We start from the raw sequence: 19,532 nt of genomic DNA, 5'->3' as shown, positions 1-19,532 counted from the left end.
ACAACGGATTCCTTGTTCCAGGTAGAGGGGCAGTTGCAGGTCGGATTCAGGGACGGCCGGGATATTCCGGGTAGAAACGCAGGGCCACGCCACTGAGCACGATGGCGCTGCACAGATACCAGGCAGGTACCAGCGGGCTTGCGGTCACGGCGATCAGCCAGGTCACGATCAGCGGCGAGAACCCCCCGAACAGGGTGACCCCGAAGCTGTAGACGATCGACAGCCCGGTGACTCGCTCGTCACGGGCGAAGGCTTCCATCAGCAGCGCCAGGCCGGCGCCGCCGCTGATGGCCATCGGCAGGATCAGCATCGACACCGCCACCAGGCAGAGCAGGGTGCTTTGCAGGCCCAGCAGCATGAAGGCCGGGTAGGTCAGGATGATCTGCAGCCCGCACAGCCAGTACAGCAAGGGCTTGCGCCGTGGCATGCGGTCAGCCCATCGCGAGGCCAGCGGGGGAACGACCGTCAGCAGGACGCAAGCGAAGGCCACCAGCGAAAAGGCGAAGCTGCTGGAGTAGTGCAAGGTCCGGGTGAGGTAGGTCGGCATGTAGAACACCACCATGTAGGAGGTGACCGTCGAACTGGCCATGAGCAATATGCCCAGCCCTAGGGTGCGCGCGTGCTTGCGCAACAGGTCGCGAAACGGCGTCGGGTTCTCCGGGTTCTGGTGGGTTTCATCCAGGTGCTTGCGGATGTACCAGCCCACCGGGCCTATCAGCAGGCCGATGATGAACGGAACGCGCCAGCCCCAGCTGTGCAGCGCCTGCTCCGACAGAACACTGGTCAGCGCCAACCCGGAAAGCGCCCCGAGCAGGGCGGCAGCGCCCTGGCTCGCGCCTTGCCAGCAGACCATGAAGCAGCGGTTGTCGGTGCGCCCGGACTCCATCAGGAAGGCCGACGCGGCACCGACTTCACCGCCCGCGGAAAAGCCCTGCAGCATCCGCCCCAGCACCAGCATGATGGTGGCGAAGATCCCGATGCTGGAATAGGTGGGGGTAAAGGCAATGATGCCCGTGCCGATGGTCATCAAGGCAATGGTCAGCGACAGCGCCTGCTTGCGGCCGTAGCGGTCGGCCACCCGGCCAATCAGTACCGCCCCTAGCGGGCGGACGACAAACCCCAAGGCGAAGGTCACCAGCGACATCATCAGCGACGCTAGGGGGGAGTCGGAGGGGAAGAATAGCTGGCCGATGATCACCGCGAAAAAGCTGTAGACGGTGAAGTCGTACATCTCCAGCGCATTGCCCAGGGAGGAGGCGACGACCACCCGGCGCATGTTGCCGCGGGGCATTGCCGGTGCTGTGCTCGGCGCGTATTGAAGCGGTAGCGAAGGAGCGGGGGTGCTTTTCATGGCATTTTCCAAAGAGTGGCGGTTGGCACAGAGGCTGTGCCCACCGCCAGTACGAGGTCCTGGCGCCCCCTCGGCGAAGGCGCTGTTGTTCGAGCCGTCGTGACCCGAGTTCAGCGCACCCCACTCTGGCGCAAGGCGTTGGGCGTGAACTCGGCCTCCAGCGCCTTGACGCCGAACTGATAGTTGCTCTTCTCTTCGTTCTTCAGGCCCAGCACCAGGTAACGGCCGCTGACCATGTCATTCAGGGTCTCGGCGGTGTACCAGGGCACCTGGCTGTTGTAGTAGGAAAGCTGGTGGGCTTCGGCAACCCGCCACAGGGTATTGCGCCCGTCGTAGTGATCGATGACCGCGGCCTGCCAGGAGTCCTCGTCGATGTAGAAATCGCGCTTGGCATACACATGGCGCTGGCCGGGTTTCAAGGTCGCGACCACGTGCCACACACGGTGCAGTTCATAGCGCGCCAGGTCCTGGTTGATGTGCCCGGCCTTGGTGATCTCGGCGTACTTGAGCGTGGGCGAATCGAGCTTGTAACTGTTGTAGGGGATGTACAGTTCCTGCTTGCCCACCAGTTGCCAGTCATAGCGATCCGGCGCGCCGTTGAACATGTCGTAGTTGTCCACCACGCGCTGGCCGTCGGTGCTAGCGGCCGGCCCATCGTAGGCCACCTGCGGGGCCCGCCGCACACGGCGCTGGCCGGCGTTGTAGATCCAGGCCTGGCGAGGTTCCTTGACCTGATCGAGGGTCTCGTGAACCAGCTCCACGTTGCCGGCCAGGCGGGCGGGCGCGACCACGGTCTGCTTGTTGTAGAACAGCACGTTGCTCGGCTTGGCCGGATCGTAGTCGGCGAGGCTCTCGCGCAACACGTACTGGTGGGCAAAGGTCACGGGTGTGCCGTTGCCCTGGACATCCGGCACGATCTGCACCATCTGGCGCTTCACGCTGTCACCGCGATAACGGGTGATGTGGTTCCAGATCACCTCCAGCCCATTGCTGGGAATCGGAAACGGATACGCTTTGGTGAAGTGCTCCAGGCCGTTACCGCCGGCAACCAGGCTGGTGTTCAGGGCGTTCTTGCGGGCCGCCTCGACGATGCTCGGCGGTACGTTGGCGCTGCGGTGAGTGGGGTAGACGTTCATCCGGTAATCGGGGTAGCGCTTGAACATCGCGACCTGGCCCGGGGTCAGGCGGCTTTTGTACTGCTCGAGGTTCTGCGAGGTAATGCTGAACAACGCATGTTCGCTGCCATAGGGGTCGGCGAGAAAACCGGCGCTGTCGACCGCTCCGGCATTTTTCGCCAGGCCGCCGGTCCAGGCCGGGATGGTGCCGTCGGCATTGCCGGCGCGCTCCGCGCCCACCGGGGTCAGCGTGGTCTCGAGCTTGGCCGCCTCTTCGGGCGACACTGCGGCCATGGCCGACGTGCAAAGCAGCAGCGACAACGCACTGCCGTGAAAAACCGACTTCGAAATGTTCATCGCACCCTGTCCTGTTCGATTGCTGATTGCAGATTCAAAAGCTCACGCCGAAGCTGAGGGCGACGAAGTCGCGATCAGTCGAAGTGTTGTAGGCGCCACCGAAAAAATCGGTGTAGGAAAGACTCGCCGAGTAGGTATTGCGAAGGTCGGCATCCAGGGCGAGGCTGATGGCCTTGCTGCCTTGGTTGAAGTTGGGGCCGTAGCCTTGCACGTCATGGGACCAGGACAGGCTGGGCTTGAGGTTCACCCCGGCGATCACGTTCTGATAGTCGAGGATGGCGCGGCCGCGATAACCCCAGGAATTGGCGGTGTAGAAGCCCTTGTTGTTGCAGTTCTGCGGGTTGACCGGGTTGGCCATCAGCGCGCAATTGCGGTTGTCGGGCAGTTCGCCGTTGCCGAAGATACTGTCCCGGCCGAAGCGCAAGGCGCTGCTGTTGATATCCCCCAGGTGGTTGTAGCCGATCTCGGTAACCAGGCTCAGGCGCTCGGCGGCCCAGACCTGGTCGATGAAATGGGTGAGGGCGATTTGCGCCTGGGCCACCGGCTTTCGCACATAACCGTGGAAGCTCTCGCCTGGCACTGGCTGCGCAAAGCCGCTGGTGAAGATCGGCGCACCGAGATCGGCCGCCATCGGGCCGGCGAGCGCGGCAATGGTCACGTCGCTGCCGTTGAGTGACAGCGGCATGTTCGGCCGGTAGCTCAGTTCACCGGAAACCGCAGTGGTGCCCAGGGTGGTGGCAAAGCTCAGGCCATAGAGGCGGATGTCTTCCGGGTACTCGATGAAGTACTCGGCGCTCGATGCCCTGGTCCCTGGTTTTACCGCGAAGGGGGCGGCGCCGACCGTACCGCCGAGGAAAGGCGCGCGGCTGTGGTAGTTCAGGGCATACAGGCCGAACTCGGTGTTGTTCAGCGCCTCGACCTGCCAGCGCAGGGCCATCCCGAACTGGCCACTGTCCCGCGCGTCGCGGTCGCCACCCCGGGTGAAGTGATACTGGCCATTGGGGTCCCAGGGGGGCGAGAACCCCATGCGGGTGTTGCATCCATCGGCCATCACGTCGGAGCCGAAAAAGGTCCCGCAATTGTCGACGACGGTCTGGTCCCATTCCAGTTGATAGAAAAATTCGGCAGAGAGGTTTTCGCTCAGCCCCTGGGACAAAAACAGCATGTTGACCGGAATCAGGCCTTCCTTGATTTCGGCTCCCGGGCGCCGGAAGGCGGCGACATCCGTCGGGTTGATCACGTTGATGCCATTGCCGATGAAGGTGCTTTCCCCCCAACTGACCACCTGTTTGCCCAGGCGCGCATTGCCGGGCTGATCGGCGATGAAATAGTTGTGATAGACAAAGGCGTCCAGCAGCTGCGCGCCCGAGGACTTGGCGGCCTCCTTGCGATGCTCGTCGCTGATGGGCACATAGCGCCGGCTCTCGTCCTTGAGCTCGAAGTCGTACCAGTACTTGCCCCGCAGGAACACTCCGCTGTCGCCGTAGCTGAGCTGCAGGTCGTGTACGCCCTTGAAGATCTTCGAGAAGGTTTCGCCTTGGCGAAAGTTCAGCCGACCGTCGTCGGAGGATTGGCTTGAAGCGTGCCCTGCGTTCCACGTGCCGATGAAGGCCCGGTCCGGGTTGCGCAGTGCCCAGCTGGCGCCAACGGACAACGAAGAATCGAATTGCCCCTGGATCTCGCCGATGTCGAAGGTAGCGGCCTGGCCAGGTGCGCTGATGCTCAGTGCAAGCAGCGTTGGCAGGCCCAGTAAGCGGAATGGATCAAGCTGGAATTGGTGCGCCACAGAACTTCCCCATCGTTATTTTTATTGGAGGCAGTACGTGTTGTCTGCCGGGCGATGCTGGTGCTGGAGAATCTTCTGGGAGCGTGTTAAGAGTGTCCAATGCAAAGATAGGGCTGGATTAATGCAGTGAACGACTTAATCGATCTGAAACGTGTGCGCCATCTGGTCTATCTGAGCGAGGAACTGCATTTTTCCCGCGCTGCGGCTCGGGCCAACCTGTCGCAGACGGCGTTCAGCCGCAGCATCCAGTCGCTGGAAGCGGACCTGGGCGTTCGGCTCTTCGATCGTGATACGCGCACGGTGATGCTCACCGCTGCCGGGCAGCAGTTGATCGGGCGTGCTCATGAGCTGCTCGGTTGCGCCAGGAAGCTGGTGGCGCAAGCCATCGATATTGCCGGCGCCGAAGGTGGGGAACTGCGCCTGGGCATCAACCCGATGGCGGCCACGCTCAACACCGTCGATGTTCTCATCAGGTTGCGCAAACAGGTCCCCAGGCTGGTGCTCAATGTCCAGGTCGGGTACTGGAATCAGTTGTGCCACCTGCTGGAAACCGAGCAACTGGATTTCGTGGTCGCCAGCCTGAAGTCGGGTGAGGAATTCGACCCGCGCTTTTCCGTGACCCATCTGCCGCCTCAGCCGGCCTCGGTGTTCTGTCGCCGCGATCACCCGCTGGCCCGCCAGGCAGGCCCGATTGCCCGAGCCCAGATCCTCGACTACCAGTGGAGTGGCGTGTCGCCGTCCAACGAAGCTTCGCTGTATGCCCTGTTCGATCTGGCGCCTGGCACCTTGCTGCCCTGGACCCTGAGCTCCAACGATCTGAACCTGTTGCGCGAAACCACCCTGAGCAGCGACTCGTTGCTCCTGACCTGGCGCTCGTGGCTCGACCAGGACCTGCACAACGGGCAACTGGTGGACCTGGCTCCCTCCATACAGCCGCCCTGGCCGGCGGATGTGCTGACCATCCGCTACGCCGTGGTGACCCATGCCGGGCGCACGCTTTCACCGATTGCCCAGCAAGCCGTGGACATGATCGTCAGCGAAGCCCCGGGGAGTGCCGGGCTGTCGACATTCCCGGGTGCTTGAACCGCGGGTGCCGGGGGCTCAACCGGCCGCCCCAAAGGTCTGTACGAAAACTCGCCGAGGAAAGATCAGGCAAGGCAAGAGCAGGCGAGGAAGCGGGGGGCCGAGCCCCGGTCGATGAATGTTGCGGCGCTGCAACGTTTCGCCTATTCGATGAAAAAATACCCGACGGAAACTGCCAGGCCTGATCTGCCCGTGCCGTACCTCCTCTCATTGACGATCGCTTTCGTCTGCCTGGAAGAAGCGGTGCGGCGCCTGCACCCGCAGTTGCCGATCATCCTGGCCAGCGGTTATGCCCAGCGCCAGGACGGCCCGGTGCCGGAGCGGCCACGGATCTTCAAGCCCTTCAGCCAGGCGCAGTTGAGGGACGCCCTGGCCCAGGTCCTGGCGCAGTCTGCGGCGGGCTGACTGCGGCCTGCCTATCGTCCGCTGAGCCGCAGCAGCGGTTGCGCGGCGTCCGCGAGGGCAGGGCGGTCCTGGGGGCTTTGCGGGTCGGCGAACTCGCGATTGATCAGGCGCAGGTGCTCGACGGCTTCCTGGTACTTGGCCTGGGCCTTGTTGCGCAGCAGGCGATAGCGCTCGAAGGTGTCGATTTCCAAGTGTTCCTGGTCAAGCAATGCATAGGCCTGGCTATCAAGCGCCTGGGCCTGGCGGAAAAGGCGCTGGTTCTGTTCGAGGGCGAACTTCCTGCAGGCGCGGATCTGGAAACGCTGGTGGGTGCTGGTGGTCATGGTGGACATCCCTGGTTCAGGTGGTGACGAATAGTGCCGGCCTCGCCGTGCTGTCGGCTGGCATGTCGCCGTTATCCATCTGACTCGCCGTGGGTGCCAGGGACTGCAAAAAAACGCACCTGAAAATTTGTTGGATCGAAGCCGGTACGGTGGGTTGAAAAATCATTTTTTTGGATGGATCGCTGAGCATCGATGGGCTATTTCATGGCGTGCTCCAGCGCCCTGTCATTGCCCCGACAACCTGCGGCAGACTACGGCAGCCGTGGTTTCGCGGGCTCGCGCGCTGCCTCGCTTTTTCTTATCCAGCGAGCACATTTTTAATATTTTTCCTTCGCAGGCGTCTGTCGCACCATCTGTGGCATCCGACTTACCCCCGGGTTCTGAACAGCGTGCGCCCAGCCTTCCGGCTGGCGCCATTCGTCTCGCAGAAGGACACAGACATGACCGTAGAACAACCCATACAAGTGGACACCCTGGTGGTGGGCGCAGGCCAGGCCGGCGTGGCCATGAGCGAGCACCTGAGCAAGCTCGGGGTGCCGCACCTGGTGCTGGAGCGCAGCCGGGTGGCCGAGGCCTGGCGCACCGGGCGCTGGGATTCCCTGGTGGCCAACGGGCCGGCCTGGCACGACCGCTTTCCCGGGATGGAATTCGATGTCGCCGCCGATGCCTTCCCGGCCAAGGACCAGGTGGCGGACTATTTCGAAGCCTATGCGCGCAAGTTCAATGCGCCGATCCGCACCGGCGTGGAAGTGCGCAAGGTACTGCGCAATGTCGGCCGCCCGGGCTTCACCGTGGAAACCTCCGAAGGGCTGATCCAGGCCCAACGGGTGGTGGCCGCCACCGGGCCGTTCCAGCGTCCGGTGATCCCGCCGATTGCCCCGGCCAATGACCGGCTGACGCAGATCCACTCCGCCGAATACCGCAACCCGCAGCAACTGCCCGAGGGCGCGGTGCTGGTGGTGGGCGCGGGGTCGTCCGGGGTGCAGATCGCCGATGAGCTGCAGCGTGCGGGGCGCCGGGTCTACCTGTCGGTAGGGGCTCACGACCGGCCACCGCGCTCCTATCGCAACCGGGATTTCTGCTGGTGGCTCGGGGTGCTGGGAGAGTGGGACGCCGAGATCGCCAAGCCGGGGCGCGAGCACGTGACCATTGCCGTCAGCGGCGCCCGCGGCGGCCAGACCATCGACTTCCGCGCCCTGGCGCACCAGGGCATCACCCTGGTGGGGCTGACCAAGGCCTTTGCCGGCGAGCACGTGACCTTCCAGGCCGACCTGCTGGACAACCTGGCCCGGGGCGACGAGAACTACCTGGCATTGCTGGACGCGGCGGATGCCTACATCGCCCGCAACGGCCTCGACCTGCCCCTGGAGCCCGAAGCCCGCCGGCGCCTGCCGGACCCGGACTGCGTCAAGCAGCCGATCCTTGAACTCGACCTGCAACAGGCCGGCATCACCTCGATCATCTGGGCCACCGGCTACGCCGTGGACTTTTCCTGGCTGCAGGTCGACACCTTCAGCGAACAGGGCAAGCCCCTGCACCAGCGCGGCGTGTCCCGCGAGCCGGGGGTCTACTTCCTCGGCCTGCCCTGGCTGTCGCGCCGTGGCTCGTCGTTTATCTGGGGGGTGTGGCACGACGCCAAGCATGTCGCCGACCACATCGCCACCCAGCGCAAGTACCAGGCCTACAGCGACGCCCGGCCGCCGGCGGCTACCGCCGAAGCACCGGCCCTCAACCTCAGCCCCGTGGGAGCCCACTGATGCCTACTCATACTCGCATCCGCATGTTCAACACCAAGGACACCTACCCCAACCAGTCCCTGGACAACGACCTGTGCCAGGCCGTGCGCGCCGGCAACACGGTGTATGTGCGCGGCCAGGTCGGCACCGACTTCGACGGCCGGCTGGTCGGCCTCGGCGACCCGCGGGCCCAGGCCGAGCAGGCGATGAAAAACGTCAAGCAACTGCTGGAAGAGGCCGGCAGCGATCTGAGCCACATCGTCAAGACCACCACCTACCTCACCGACCCGCGCTACCGCGAGCCGGTCTACCAGGAGGTAGGCAAGTGGCTCAAGGGGGTGTTCCCGATCTCCACCGGGCTGGTGGTCTCGGCCCTCGGCCAGCCGCAGTGGCTGATGGAGATCGACGTGATCGCGGTGATCCCCGAGTGAGGGGGTTGCCGAAGGTTCCGGCGGCCTTGTGCCGCGCTTGCCACAAGGCCCTGTGGGCCAGGGAGTTTGCATGACTTTTTCCATCGTTGGACGCTGCGCCGAAACCGGCCAGCTGGGCATCGCCATCAGTTCTTCCAGCATCGCCGTGGGCGCGCGCTGCCCCTGGGTGCGGGCCGGAGTGGGCGCGGTGGCGACCCAGAACGTCACCTTGCCGGCCCTGGGCCCGCAGATCCTCGACCTGCTGGAGGGCCAGAAGCTCGACCCGGCCAGCGCCCTGGACCGGGCCCTGGGCAGCAACGGGTGGAGCCAGTATCGCCAGGTCACGGTGATCGACAGCCAGGGCCGCACCGCGTTGTTCAGCGGCCAGGAAGCCCTGGGCCAGCACCACGCGGTGGCGGGGAAGCAGTGCGTGGCGGCCGGCAACCTGCTGGCAGGCCCGCAGGTGATCGAGGCCATGGTCCAGGCCTTTGAAAACACCCCGGGCATGCTGGTGGAGCGCCTGCTGGCGGCGATGCAGGCAGCGATGGCGGCGGGGGGCGAGGCGGGGCCGGTGCATTCGGCGGCGCTGAGCGTGGTGGACGACCTGACCTGGCCCATCGTCGACTTGCGGGTGGACTGGGCCGACGCCGACCCCATCGGCCAGCTCGCCGGCCTGTGGCAGGCCTACCGGCCGCAGATGCAGGACTACCTGACCCGCGCCCTGGACCCGACAGCGGCGCCCAGCTACGGAGTGCCGGGCAATGAGTGAACAATCGAGCCGCGAGTTGTTGGCGCGGCTGGTGGGCTTTGCCACGGTCAGCCGCGACTCCAACCTGGAGCTGATCGGCTTCATCCGCGATTACCTGGCCAGCCATGGCGTGCACAGCGAGCTGATCTACAACCCGGAGCGGACCAAGGCCAACCTGTTTGCCAGCATCGGCCCCGAGGATCGTGGCGGTGTGGTGCTGTCCGGCCACACCGACGTGGTGCCGGTGGACGGCCAGGCCTGGAGTGTCGAGCCCTTTGTCCTCAGCGAGCGCGAAGGGCGCCTGTACGGCCGCGGTACCGCCGACATGAAAGGTTTCATCGCCTCGGTGCTGGCTGCGGTGCCGGGCCTGACCCGGCGCCGCTTGCGGCTGCCGGTGCACCTGGCCTTTTCCTATGACGAGGAGGTGGGGTGCCTGGGGGTGCGGCCGATGCTTGAACGAATGCAGCAGCGGCCGCACAAACCGCTGCTGTGCCTGATCGGCGAGCCCACCGAGCTGCGCCCGGTGCTCGGCCACAAGGGCAAGCTGGCCATGCGCTGCCAGGTGCGCGGCGCGGCCTGCCATTCCGCCTATGCGCCCTATGGGGTCAATGCCATCGAGTACGCGGCGCGGCTGATCGGCAAGCTGGGGGAGATCGGCAGCCGCTTGGCGCAACCCGAGCACCACGACCCACGTTTCGATCCGCCGTTCTCCACGGTGCAGACCGGCACCATCCAGGGCGGTCGGGCCCTGAACATTGTGCCGGCCGAGTGCCAGTTCGATTTCGAGGTGCGCACCCTGCCGGGCTATGACGCCCAGGCAGTGGTGGACCAGTTGCAAGGCTATGCCCGGGACCAGCTGCTGCCGCAGATGCAGGCGGTGCAGGCCGACACCGGGATCGCCCTGCAACCTCTGAGTGCCTACCCGGGGCTGGCCACCGCTGCCGACAGCGAGGCCGCCGAACTGCTGGCGCTGCTCAGCGGCTCGCGGGAGTTCGGCACCGTGGCCTTCGGCACCGAGGGCGGGCTGTTCCACCAGGCCGGGATTCCCACGGTGGTCTGCGGCCCGGGCAGCATGGACCAGGGCCACAAGCCGGACGAGTTCATCAGCCTTGAGCAACTGCACGCCTGCGACGCCCTGTTGCTGCGCCTGGGCGACTGGCTGGAGCACCCGGCCTGAACCGGATGTGCTCAACCCAGGCTCCCTCGCCGTGGGACAGTGCCCATTCGCCGCCATCCGGACCTCCGGATGGCGGCGTTTTGCGTGGGGCACCAGGCCGTCTGGTTGCAGAGCTTTTTCATGGGACTCGAACATATTTTTAGTATTTTTCCTCTGGCCCGCTGTGACGCACCATCGCTCTTGACCCAATAACCAGCAGGCCGTCGCAACGGCCGATGAGGGAATGCAGCGTGTTCGATCTCGGTTACTGGCAGCAGCGGGCTGCCCGACAAACATTCATTGACCAGGCGCTGATCGGCGGCCAGCGGTTGTCCGCCGAATCCGGCGCTACCTTCGATGCCATCAACCCGGCCACCCGCCAGGTGCTGGCCCGGGTCAGCGCCTGTGGCGCAGCCGAGGTGGACCTGGCGGTGGCCGCCGCGCGCCGGGCCTTCGAGCACGGGCCCTGGGCGCGCATGGCCCCGGTGGAGCGCAAGAAGGTCCTGCTGCGCCTGGCCGAACTGATGCTGGCCCACCGCGAGGAACTGGCCCTGCTGGACAGCCTGAACATGGGCAAGCCGGTGATGGACGCCTGGAACATCGACGTGCCCGGCGCGGCCAATGTCTTCGCCTGGTACGCCGAAAGCATCGACAAGCTCTACGATCAGGTGGCCCCCGGCGCCCGCAACAGCCACGCCAGCATCAGCCGCGTGCCCCTGGGGGTGATCGGCGCGGTGGTGCCCTGGAACTTCCCCCTGGACATGGCCGCCTGGAAGCTGGCGCCGGCCCTGGCGGTGGGCAACTCGGTGGTGCTCAAGCCCGCCGAGCAGTCGCCGTTCTCGGCGCTGCGCCTGGCCGAACTGGCCCTGGAGGCCGGTTTGCCGGAAGGCGTGCTCAACGTGGTGCCGGGCCTGGGCAGCGAAGCCGGACGGGCCCTGGGCCTGCACCCGGATGTGGATTGCCTGGTGTTCACCGGCTCCACCGAGGTGGGCAAGTTCTTCATGCAGTATTCGGCGCAGTCCAACCTCAAGCAGGTCTGGCTCGAATGCGGTGGCAAGAGCCCGAACCTGGTGTTCGACGACTGCCAGGACCTGGACCTGGCCGCAGAGAAGGCCGCCTTCGGCATCTTCTTCAACCAGGGCGAGGTGTGTTCCGCCAACTCGCGGCTGCTGGTGCAGCGCAGCATCCATGAACAGTTCGTGGAACGCCTCAAGGCCAAGGCCCGGGACTGGCGGCCGGGCAACCCGCTGGACCCGGCCAGCCGTGCCGGGGCCATGGTCGACGCGCGCCAGACCGCCAGCGTCATGGGGCATATCGCGGCGGCCCTGGAGCAGGGCGCGCAGCTGGCCTGTGGCGGCCGGCAACTGAGCATCGATGGCAGCGACAACTACATCGAGCCGACCATCCTCACCGGCGTGGGCCCGGCGATGGCCATCGCCCGGGAAGAAGTGTTCGGCCCGGTGCTGGCGGTGACGCCGTTCGACGACGAGGAACAGGCCATTGCGCTGGCCAATGACAGCGTCTACGGCCTGGCCGCCTCGCTGTGGAGCGACGACCTCAACCGCGCCCACCGGGTCGCCGGGTGCTTGCGGGCCGGCACGGTGTCGGTCAATACCGTGGATGCCCTGGACGTCACCGTGCCGTTTGGCGGTGGCCGGCAGTCGGGGTTCGGTCGCGACCTGTCGCTGCATGCCTTCGACAAGTACACCCAACTGAAAACCACCTGGTTCCAGCTGCGCTGAGCGCTGTGAACCCTCTGCGGCGCCGGGCTGGCGCCGCTGCACCTGCCGCCCCGGCGGCAGGCCCACAACAACAATAAGAACGGAGTGCGTGCCATGACTGCAAATCTCTCCACGGGGGCCTTGAGCCCCACCAGCAAGGGCGGCCTGCGCCGGGTCCTGGGCCTGGGTTCACTGGTCTCGGTGGCTGTCGGCCTGGTGGTGTCCCAGGGGGTGATGGTGCTGATGCTGCAAGGGGCGGGGATGGCCGGGCTGGGCTTCTTCATCCCGCTGCTGCTGGCCTACCTGCTGGCCCTGACCTATGCCCTGTCGTTTTCCGAACTGGCGCTGATGGTGCCCCGGGCCGGCAGCCTGAGCAGCTACACCGAGGTGGCCATCGGGCATTTCCCGGCGATCCTCGCGACCTTCTCCGGCTACATGGTGGTGGCGATGTTCGCCCTGTCCGCCGAGCTGCTGCTTCTGGACCTGATCATCGGCAAGGTCTACCCCGGCGCGTTGCCGCCGATGCTGGTGGCCTATGGGGTACTCGGGGTGTTCACCTTGCTCAACCTGTTGGGCATCGACGTCTTCGCCAAGCTGCAGACGGTGCTGGCGGTGGTGATGGTGGTGATCCTGCTGACCCTGGGCCTGGGCGCCGTGAGCAGTGCCCAGGCCGACCTGCAACTGCCCCTGGACCAGGGCTGGAACCCCTTGCAAGTCGGCGCCCTGGCGCTGGCGGCCATGGCCATCTGGGGCTTTGTCGGTGCCGAGTTCGTCTGCCCGCTGGTGGAGGAAACCCGCAACCCGGAGCGCAATATCCCGCGTTCGATGATCATCGGCCTGAGCGTGATCTTCCTGGTGATTACCCTCTATTGCCTGGGTGCCTTGCTCTGTGTGCCGCGGGCGCAACTGGCCAGCGATCCGCTGCCGCATTTCCTGTTCGCCACCACGGTGTTCGGCGAGGCCGGCAAGCTGTTCCTGGTGGGGGCGGTGATCACTGCCACCTGCAGCACGGTCAACTCGTCCCTGGCGGCGCTGCCGCGGATGCTCTACGGCATGGCCCAGAACGGCCAGGCCTTTCCCCAGTTCAAGCGCTTGAGCCCCCGTGGCCGTACGCCCTGGGTGGCGGTGCTGTTCGTGGCGGCGCTGACCGGGCTGCCGATCCTGCTGCTGGGCCAGGACCCGGATTCCATCAGCCTGCTGCTGTTGGCCGCTGCCCTGGCGTGGCTGCTGGCCTATATCGTCGTGCACATCGACGTGATCGCCCTGCGCCGCCGCTACCCCGATGCGCCACGGCCGTTCCGCTCGCCGTTCTACCCCTGGCCCCAGGTGCTGGGTATCGTCGGCATGCTGTTTGCGATCTACCACGTTTCCCCATCCCCCGAGATGACCGCGCGGATCTTCGGCAGTGCCGGCGTGGTGCTGGGGGTGATTTCGCTGATCGCCGTGGTCTGGATCAAGCTGGTGATGCGCAAGCCGCTGTTCGTTCCCGAACCGCTGCTGCCCGGCGAACCGACCCTGGCAACCCAACCTTCCCTTGAACCCGCCTACCGTGCAGGAGAATGACCATGAGCACCTCCAACCAACAGCCGCAGCCGGCCGCGCCCCGCAGTACCCAGGATTACCAGGCCGCCGACGCCGCGCACCATATCCATGCCTTCCTCGACCAGAAGGCGCTGAACGCCGAGGGCCCGCGGGTGATCGTCCGTGGTGAGGGCCTGCACCTGTGGGACAACGACGGCAAGCGCTACCTGGACGGCATGTCCGGCCTGTGGTGCACCAACCTGGGCTATGGCCGCAAGGACCTGGCCGCTGCCGCTAGCGCCCAGTTGGAGCAATTGCCGTACTACAACATGTTCTTCCACACCACCCACCCGGCGGTGGTGGAGCTGTCCGAGTTGCTGTTCAGCCTGCTGCCCGGGCACTACAGCCACGCCATCTACACCAACTCCGGTTCCGAGGCCAACGAGGTGCTGATCCGCAGCGTGCGCCGCTACTGGCAGATCCTCGGCCAGCCGCAGAAGAAGGTGATGATCGGCCGCTGGAATGGCTACCACGGCTCGACCCTGGCAGCCACGGCCCTGGGCGGAATGAAGTTCATGCATGACATGGGCGGGTTGATCCCGGACGTGGCGCATATCGACGAGCCTTACTGGTTCGCCCACGAAGGCAACCTGACACCCGCCGAGTTCGGCTTGCATTGCGCCCGCCAGCTGGAGGAGAAGATCCTCGAACTGGGGGCCGAGAACGTCGCCGGTTTCATCGCCGAGCCGTTCCAGGGTGCGGGCGGCATGATCTTCCCGCCGGAAAGCTACTGGCCACAAATCCAGCGCATCTGCCGCCAGTACGACGTGCTGCTGTGCGCCGACGAAGTGATCGGTGGTTTCGGCCGCACCGGCGAATGGTTCGCCCACCAGCATTTCGGTTTCGAGCCCGACACCCTGTCCATCGCCAAGGGCCTGACCTCCGGCTACATCCCCATGGGCGGGCTGGTGCTGAGCAAGCGCATTGCCCAGGTACTGGTGGAGCAGGGCGGGGTGTTCGCCCACGGCCTGACCTATTCCGGGCACCCGGTGGCAGCGGCCGTAGCCATCGCCAACCTCAAGGCCCTGCGCGATGAAGGGGTGGTGAGCCAGGTCAAGAACGATACCGGCCCCTACCTGCAGCAGTGCCTGCGGGAAGTGTTCGGCAACCACCCGCTGATCGGCGAGATCCAGGGCACCGGGCTGGTGGCGGCGTTGCAGTTCGCCGAGGACAAGGCCAGCCGCAAGCGTTTCGCCAACGAGAACGACATCGCCTGGCGCTGCCGCACCCTGGGCTTCGAAGAGGGGGTGATCATTCGCTCGACCTTCGGGCGGATGATCATGGCCCCGGCCCTGGTGGCCAGCCGTGGCGACATTGACGAGCTGGTGGACAAGACCCGCCGCGCAGTGGAACGCACCGCCGGGGAAATCGAGGCCGGTACCCTGCCGAGCAGCTAAGCGCGACACAGACCCGCCCCCCCTTGAGTGGCATCACCCGCCGCAGCCTGGCTGCGGCGGTTTTTTTTGCCTGTCACTCGGCAGGGGAAGCATTTCCTTCTGCATGCCCCGGTGATGGGGCGTTAGCCTGTGGTCAGCCTCTAGAACTTCCCGTTCAAACCGATGCGCAGGCTGTCGTTGCGTTCATCCGAACCCAGCGCGGTCTTATAGGAGAAGCCCATTTGCCAGGCACGCCCGAGGTTGAAGTCAACACCCATGTCCAGGCTGGCGAAGTCGCGGTCCAGGGCATCGGGCTTGAGCCGGTAGAGAAGGCCTTCATCGCCCTGGTCGGTATAGCGCATCTTGTAGTCGCTGCTGCTACTGAAGTTGTGACCCCAGGCCAGGCCGACCTTGGGGGTGACCACGCCGACCCGGGTCATCAGGTCGTAACCGGTGCGCAGGCCCAGGTAGGAAGTGAAGTTCTGCTGGTTTTGCTCGTCATAGGAAAGCCCGTAGATGCCTCCGCCTTTTTCACTGAAGGCGTCCAGGCGTGTGACGCTGGCGTTCAAGCGGCTGTAGGGGGTCAGCGACAGTGGTCCCTGGCGGTACTCGTAGCTGGCGGTCAGCGAGGCGAACAACTGGTCGGCATCGCGCGAGCCACGGGCATAGTCGTCGTTACTGCCCGTGATGTAGCGACGCGAGTCGAAGCTGATGCGGTTGTAGCCCAGCAGGCCGTCGACAAACACCTGGGGCGCCAGGTTCAGGCTCAGGTAGGTGGCGATGCCGATGGCGTCCGCATCGCTGCGGGTCTTGTTGCTGCCGATCTCGCTGCGGTCGTTGCCGTAGCCGATCCCGACACCGGCGATCAGCGTGGGCGACAGCCGATAGTCGACGCCGGCGCTCAGGCCCAGGGTGGTGAAACTGTTGCCCTGGGCGCCACGGGCGTGGGTCGAGCCGGTGTTGACGAAACCGTCGCTCCAGAACGCCAGGTCATCCTGCTTGCAGTTGTCCTGCGCGGCAGCGGCGGCCTCGCGTTTTTCCTGCTCGGTCTGGTGGGCCGAATCTCCCAGTTGTTCCTTGATCACCTTGGCGACCTCGCCCAGCGGTACGTTGCTGCCGTCCTTGCGCAAGCTGGCGTTGAACGAATTGCGGTCGCAGCGCATCTGGTGCAGCTGCTCCATACGCTGGTTGAAGTTGTCCATCTGGGTACTGGCAAAGCGTTCCGCGGCGCGGGTCTGGGCGTTGAGCAGGCCGATGACCTCGGCGTCCCTGGTCGGGTCCGCACGGGTCTGGATGATGAAGCTCATGGTGCTGGAGGCGCTGGAACCGCTGAGGTTGTGCAGGCTGAAGCTGACGACCGCCGTACCGGCGAAGGCCGCCGATGGCACGAAGCGCATCGAGAAGGGGCCCATCATCATCGCCCGGCCGGCCGAGGCCGGGGTCACCGTGCCCAGGGTGGCGTGGGTGAACGGGCCGCCGGTGGCGCCCTGGGTCAGGTCGACGGTGGCCGACTGGCCCGCTGCGAGGATCTGGCTGGAGGCGGGCACGGTGATCGCCACGGCAGCGATGGTGATCGAATAGGCCTGTGAGCCCGTGGCACCGTTGGCATCGGTGGCGGTGATGACCAGGTTGCTGCTGCCGCTGGTAATCGGCGTACCGCTGATCAGACCGCTGGCAGTGTTCAGGTTCAGGCCCGTCGGCAGGCTACCGCTGGTGATGCTGTAGCTGTAGGGAACGGTGCCACCGGTAGCGCTGAGAGTTGCGCTGTAGGGGCTGCCTGCCGTGCCGGCCCCCAGGGACGCCGGGGTCAGTACCAGGCTGGGCGCGCTGACGGTAATGCTCACCGTGGCCGGGCTGGAAGTGCCGCTGGCGTTGGTGGCGGTGTAGGTGAAACTGTCGGCGCCGGAGAAGCCTGCGGCAGGCGTGTAGCTGATGCTGGTGCCGCTGGCCGTGGCAGTACCGTGGCTGGCGGCGCTGGCCACGGCGACGCTGGTGGCGGCGCCGCCACTGAGGCTCAGAGGGATCGGGTTGGCGCTGCTGTTGGCCGCGACCGTGGCGCTGACGGCGCTGGCAACCGGTGCCTGAATATTGATGGTGATCGAGTAGGCCTGGGACCCGGTGGCGCCGTTGGTATCGGTGGCGGTGATGGTCAGGTTGAAGGTGCCAGCGGCGCTTGGTATGCCGCTGATCGCACCGGTGCCGGTGTTCAGGCTGAGGCCGGTCGGCAGGCTGCCGGATGTGATGCTGTAGCTGTAGGGCACAGTGCCGCCGATGGCGCTGAGGGTTGAGCTATAGGGCGTGCCGGCAGTGCCGTTGCTCAGGGAGCCGGGGCTCAGGGTGATGCTCGGGGCACTGACGGTAATGCTCACCGTGGCCGGGCTGGAAGTGCCGCTGGCGTTGGTGGCGGTGTAGGTGAAACTGTCGGCGCCGGAGAAACCGGCGGTGGGGGTGTAGCTGATGCTGGTGCCGCTGGCCGTGGCAGTCCCGTGGCTGGGGGCGCTGGCCACGGCGACGCTGGTGGCGGCGCCGCCACTGAGGCTCAGAGGGATCGGGTTGGCGCTGCTGTTGGCCGCGACCGTGGCGCTGACGGCGCTGGCAACCGGCGCCTGAATATTGATGGTGATCGAGTAGGCCTGGGACCCGGTGGCGCCGTTGGTATCGGTGGCGGTGATGGTCAGGTTGGAGGTGCCAGCGGCGCTCGGTATGCCGCTGATCGCACCGGTGCCGGTGTTCAGGCTGAGGCCGGTCGGCAGGCTGCCGGATGTGATGCTGTAGCTGTAGGGCACAGCGCCGCCGGTGGCGCTGAGGGTTACGCTATAGGGCGTGCCGGCGGTGCCGTTGCTCAGGGAGCCGGGGCTCAGGGTGATGCTCGGGGCACCGACGGTGATGCTCACCGTGGCCGGGCTGGAAGTGCCGCTGGCGTTGGTGGCGGTGTAGGTGAAACTGTCGGCACCGGAGAAACCGGCGGCAGGCGTGTAGCTGATGCTGGTCCCGCTGGCCGTGGCGCTGCCATGGCTGGGGGCGCTGGCCACGGCGACGCTGGTGGCGGCACCACCGGTGATGTTCAAGGGAATCGTGTTGGCGCTGCTGTTGGCCGCGACCGTGGTGCTCAGTGCGTTGGCAACTGGTGGCAGGCCGTTGATCAACAAGGTGTAGGCGCGAGAGCCGGTGGCGCTGTAGGCGTCGGTGGCGGTGATGGTCAGGTTGAAGGCACCACCGGCAGTGGGGGTGCCGCTGAGTGTACCGGTGCCGGTGTTCAGGCTCATGCCGGCCGGCAGGCTGCCGGCAGTGATCGCGTAGCTGTAGGGGGCGGTGCCCGCGGAGGTGCTCAGGGTCTGGCTGTAGGCCGTGCTTTGAGTGCCGTTGGGCAGAGTCGTCGGTGTTATCGCCAAGGTGGGCGGGGTGACGGTGATGGTCACCGTAGCCGGGCTGGAAGTGCCGCTGGCGTTGGTGGCGGTATAGGTGAAGCTGTCGGTGCCGGAGAAACCGGCGGTGGGGGTGTAGCTGATGCTGGTGCCGCTGGCCGTGGCAGTCCCATGGCTGGCGGCGCTGGCCACGGCGACGCTGGTGGCGGCGCCGCCACTGAGGCTCAGAGTGATCGAGTTGGCGCTGCTGTTGGCGGCCACCGTGGCGCTGACCGGGCCGACTGTGGGGGCGGGCACGGCGTAGGTATAGCCATTGGTCAGGGTCGCGCTGCCGCCAGGGGTGATGATCGTTACGTTCACTGCGCCCGCGGCATGAGCCGGTGTGGTGGCCGTGATGGTCGTGGCGTTGTTGACGGTATAACTGGGGGCCGCCGTGCCGCCGAAGCTGACCGAGGTGGCGCCGGTAAAATTGCTGCCGGTGAGGGTGACGGCGGTGGCGCCTGCGATGCTGCCGCTGTTTGGGCTGACCGACGTCAGGGTTGGGACCGCAGAACTGGTGACCACCAGGTTGTAGGTGGCGACTCCAGCCTGGCCAACGCCGTCATTCAGGGAAATGCTGAAGGTATAGTTGCCGGCGGTGGTCGGTGTGCCGTGCAGGGTGGTGGCTGAACTGTGGGGCGAGGAGTCGAGGATCAACCCCGGCGGCAGGCAGGGGGTAATGCCATCGTAGCCCGGATCGTCGATGTCGCACTGGAACCATTGATCCAGGGGTGTTGCGCCGCCCACGGAAAGGATCGGGATGCTCATCGACTGGCCCACCGCAACTGACGGCAGGGTAGTGCCCGATACCGGGCTGGTGATCACTGGCGCTGCGGCCTGGGCCTGGGCAGCCAGGGCCAGGTTCAACAGCAGGAAGAGAAAGGCCAGCGGACGTGCCAGCCAAGCGTGGAAACAACTGCGTGATGTTTTCATAAAGGCTTCCTGCCATGCGACCTGCTTGGTTGAGTCGCATCCAGCGT

General features: G+C 65.8%; 14 protein-coding genes. 9 read left to right on the top strand and 5 right to left on the bottom strand.

Translation table 11 applies throughout. The features are described 5' to 3' along the window. Positions 1-46 precede the first annotated feature (46 nt). From AC1RGE_RS08005 to AC1RGE_RS07995, 3 genes are all read right to left on the bottom strand, one after another. Positions 47-1,351: an MFS transporter gene (locus AC1RGE_RS08005; RefSeq protein ID WP_026022872.1), complete on the bottom strand. Its 1,305-nt coding sequence runs from the start codon at positions 1,349-1,351 to the stop codon at positions 47-49. Between the two features lie 110 nt (positions 1,352-1,461). Then, the gene (locus tag AC1RGE_RS08000; protein ID WP_492583882.1) at positions 1,462-2,823 is read right to left on the bottom strand and encodes a DUF1329 domain-containing protein; all 1,362 of its coding nucleotides are present in this window, start codon (positions 2,821-2,823) and stop codon (positions 1,462-1,464) included. 34 nt (positions 2,824-2,857) lie between these two features. Next, on the bottom strand, positions 2,858-4,609 hold the full coding sequence (locus AC1RGE_RS07995; RefSeq protein ID WP_492583880.1) for a DUF1302 domain-containing protein: 1,752 nt from the start codon (positions 4,607-4,609) through the stop codon (positions 2,858-2,860). 126 nt (positions 4,610-4,735) lie between these two features. Here AC1RGE_RS07995 and AC1RGE_RS07990 point away from each other — a divergent pair, with 126 nt between their 5' ends. Together AC1RGE_RS07990 and AC1RGE_RS07985 are read left to right on the top strand one after the other, a co-directional pair. Further along, positions 4,736-5,692, top strand: a complete 957-nt coding sequence (locus AC1RGE_RS07990; protein WP_492583878.1) for a LysR family transcriptional regulator — start codon at positions 4,736-4,738, stop codon at positions 5,690-5,692. Between the two features lie 192 nt (positions 5,693-5,884). Beyond that, positions 5,885-6,097 carry a response regulator gene (locus AC1RGE_RS07985; protein WP_492583876.1) on the top strand — a complete coding sequence of 71 codons (213 nt, stop codon included), beginning with the start codon at positions 5,885-5,887 and terminating at the stop codon, positions 6,095-6,097. Between the two features lie 11 nt (positions 6,098-6,108). Here the strand turns inward: AC1RGE_RS07985 and AC1RGE_RS07980 are convergent, their stop codons facing one another. Continuing rightward, a complete protein-coding gene (locus AC1RGE_RS07980) occupies positions 6,109-6,420 on the bottom strand; it encodes a hypothetical protein (protein ID WP_492583874.1) in 312 nt (103 codons plus the stop codon). 440 nt (positions 6,421-6,860) lie between these two features. Here AC1RGE_RS07980 and AC1RGE_RS07975 point away from each other — a divergent pair, with 440 nt between their 5' ends. The 7 genes from AC1RGE_RS07975 to AC1RGE_RS07945 all read left to right on the top strand — a co-directional run bounded on the left by AC1RGE_RS07975 (position 6,861) and on the right by AC1RGE_RS07945 (position 15,169). Further along, entirely contained in the window at positions 6,861-8,177 is a 1,317-nt protein-coding gene (locus AC1RGE_RS07975) for a flavin-containing monooxygenase (protein ID WP_015635985.1), read from the top strand. Further along, a complete protein-coding gene (locus AC1RGE_RS07970) occupies positions 8,177-8,587 on the top strand; it encodes a RidA family protein (protein ID WP_011061806.1) in 411 nt (136 codons plus the stop codon). The genes AC1RGE_RS07975 and AC1RGE_RS07970 overlap by 1 nt, the downstream gene beginning before the upstream one ends. A 70-nt stretch (positions 8,588-8,657) precedes the next feature. Beyond that, positions 8,658-9,335 (top strand): DUF1028 domain-containing protein, encoded by a 678-nt coding sequence (locus AC1RGE_RS07965; protein WP_492583872.1) that lies wholly within the window; start codon positions 8,658-8,660, stop codon positions 9,333-9,335. Then, positions 9,328-10,491 (top strand): acetylornithine deacetylase, encoded by a 1,164-nt coding sequence (gene argE, locus AC1RGE_RS07960; RefSeq protein ID WP_011061804.1) that lies wholly within the window; start codon positions 9,328-9,330, stop codon positions 10,489-10,491. Before AC1RGE_RS07965 ends, argE begins: the two co-directional genes overlap by 8 nt. Before the next feature lie 230 nt (positions 10,492-10,721). Beyond that, positions 10,722-12,212 (top strand): aldehyde dehydrogenase, encoded by a 1,491-nt coding sequence (locus AC1RGE_RS07955; RefSeq protein ID WP_258610873.1) that lies wholly within the window; start codon positions 10,722-10,724, stop codon positions 12,210-12,212. Between the two features lie 93 nt (positions 12,213-12,305). After that, complete coding sequence (locus AC1RGE_RS07950; RefSeq protein WP_011061802.1) at positions 12,306-13,754, top strand: APC family permease; 1,449 nt, start codon at positions 12,306-12,308, stop codon at positions 13,752-13,754. 2 nt (positions 13,755-13,756) lie between these two features. Beyond that, positions 13,757-15,169: an aspartate aminotransferase family protein gene (locus AC1RGE_RS07945; protein WP_492583870.1), complete on the top strand. Its 1,413-nt coding sequence runs from the start codon at positions 13,757-13,759 to the stop codon at positions 15,167-15,169. Positions 15,170-15,309: 140 nt separating this feature from the next. Here the strand turns inward: AC1RGE_RS07945 and AC1RGE_RS07940 are convergent, their stop codons facing one another. After that, complete coding sequence (locus AC1RGE_RS07940; protein WP_492583868.1) at positions 15,310-19,485, bottom strand: putative Ig domain-containing protein; 4,176 nt, start codon at positions 19,483-19,485, stop codon at positions 15,310-15,312. Positions 19,486-19,532 lie beyond the last annotated feature (47 nt).

This window comes from Pseudomonas sp. GW823-FHT02C05, assembly GCF_058797595.1.
This window is presented reverse-complemented; position numbering and strand designations above follow the sequence as displayed.

Excerpts from the sequence above, each read along its gene's own strand:
- AC1RGE_RS08005 (WP_026022872.1), bottom strand. The coding sequence starts at position 1,351 with ATGAAAAGCACCCCCGCTCCTTCGCTACCGCTTCAATACGCGCCGAGC.
- AC1RGE_RS08000 (WP_492583882.1), bottom strand. The coding sequence starts at position 2,823 with ATGAACATTTCGAAGTCGGTTTTTCACGGCAGTGCGTTGTCGCTGCTG.
- AC1RGE_RS07980 (WP_492583874.1), bottom strand. The coding sequence starts at position 6,420 with ATGACCACCAGCACCCACCAGCGTTTCCAGATCCGCGCCTGCAGGAAG.
- AC1RGE_RS07975 (WP_015635985.1), top strand. The coding sequence starts at position 6,861 with ATGACCGTAGAACAACCCATACAAGTGGACACCCTGGTGGTGGGCGCA.
- AC1RGE_RS07970 (WP_011061806.1), top strand. The coding sequence starts at position 8,177 with ATGCCTACTCATACTCGCATCCGCATGTTCAACACCAAGGACACCTAC.
- AC1RGE_RS07965 (WP_492583872.1), top strand. The coding sequence starts at position 8,658 with ATGACTTTTTCCATCGTTGGACGCTGCGCCGAAACCGGCCAGCTGGGC.
- argE (WP_011061804.1), top strand. The coding sequence starts at position 9,328 with ATGAGTGAACAATCGAGCCGCGAGTTGTTGGCGCGGCTGGTGGGCTTT.
- AC1RGE_RS07950 (WP_011061802.1), top strand. The coding sequence starts at position 12,306 with ATGACTGCAAATCTCTCCACGGGGGCCTTGAGCCCCACCAGCAAGGGC.
- AC1RGE_RS07945 (WP_492583870.1), top strand. The coding sequence starts at position 13,757 with ATGAGCACCTCCAACCAACAGCCGCAGCCGGCCGCGCCCCGCAGTACC.
- AC1RGE_RS07940 (WP_492583868.1), bottom strand. The coding sequence starts at position 19,485 with ATGAAAACATCACGCAGTTGTTTCCACGCTTGGCTGGCACGTCCGCTG.